At 36.4% G+C, this 1,015-nt stretch carries 1 protein-coding gene and 1 pseudogene; one reads left to right on the forward strand and one right to left on the reverse strand.

Translation table 11 applies throughout. The features are described 5' to 3' along the window. A pseudogene (gene nadE / locus AC1DTM_RS28420) lies at positions 1-514 on the forward strand (ammonia-dependent NAD(+) synthetase); the annotation flags it as partial. A 49-nt stretch (positions 515-563) separates the two neighbouring features. Here the strand turns inward: nadE and AC1DTM_RS28425 are convergent. After that, positions 564-1,013, reverse strand: coding sequence for an NUDIX hydrolase (locus tag AC1DTM_RS28425; protein ID WP_477001482.1), 450 nt, complete (start codon positions 1,011-1,013; stop codon positions 564-566). Between the last annotated feature and the right edge of the window lie 2 nt (positions 1,014-1,015).

Here is a 1,015-nt window from a genome sequence, read left to right on the forward strand (position 1 = left end):
ATCTGTTGCTTTTGATATCGCTTCAACTGTTGATTCCTTCTCAAATCAATATGAAAACTTATTAGGTGAATCATTAACAGATTTCAATAAAGGAAACGTAAAAGCACGTATTCGCATGGTTACACAATATGCAATCGGCGGACAACAAGGATTACTTGTTATCGGAACTGATCACGCGGCTGAAGCTGTAACAGGATTCTTTACAAAATTCGGAGATGGCGGTGCAGATTTATTACCATTAACAGGTTTAACGAAGCGCCAAGGACGTGCTTTATTACAAGAGTTAGGTGCAGACGAGCGACTTTACTTAAAAATGCCAACAGCTGATTTATTAGATGAAAAACCAGGTCAAGCTGATGAAACAGAATTAGGTATTACTTACGATCAATTAGATGACTATTTAGAAGGTAAATCCGTTCCAGCTGACGTTGCTGAAAAGATCGAGAAGCGTTACAAAGTGAGTGAACATAAAAGACAAGTCCCAGCATCTATGTTTGATGATTGGTGGAATTAAATTATATAGAAAAAGAAGCTAAATGGAAATTAGCTTCTTTTTCTATATATTAACGAAATACCCCTACTCTTTTCTCTAATAAATCCTGCAAACAATCTTCATGTTGTTTATTAAACAATGGCGGCATTTTGTCTAACGGGAAAAACTTCAGATCTAATGTTTCATCACCGTCTATTTTTTTGTTCCCTCCAACGATTGAAAACCTAAAGAATATTACAATTGCCTGTGCCTGATCTCCATTCGGATATGTTTGAAAATATTTCGTATACACACCAATGAGCTCATCAATTTCCACATCATATCCTGTTTCTTCTTTAATTTCTCGGATCGCAGTTTCTGCAGCAGACTCCCCAATTTCCATTGCACCGCCCGGAAATCCCCAAGCATTAAAGTCTCCTCTTTTTTGCAGAAGCACTTCACCAAATTCATTAAATACACAACCACCTGCAAAATTCAAAATAACATAATCATGCCCTATTTTTTCACGTAATTCCTTTATAT

The sequence above is a fragment of the Bacillus sp. P4_D3 genome (assembly GCF_056401855.1).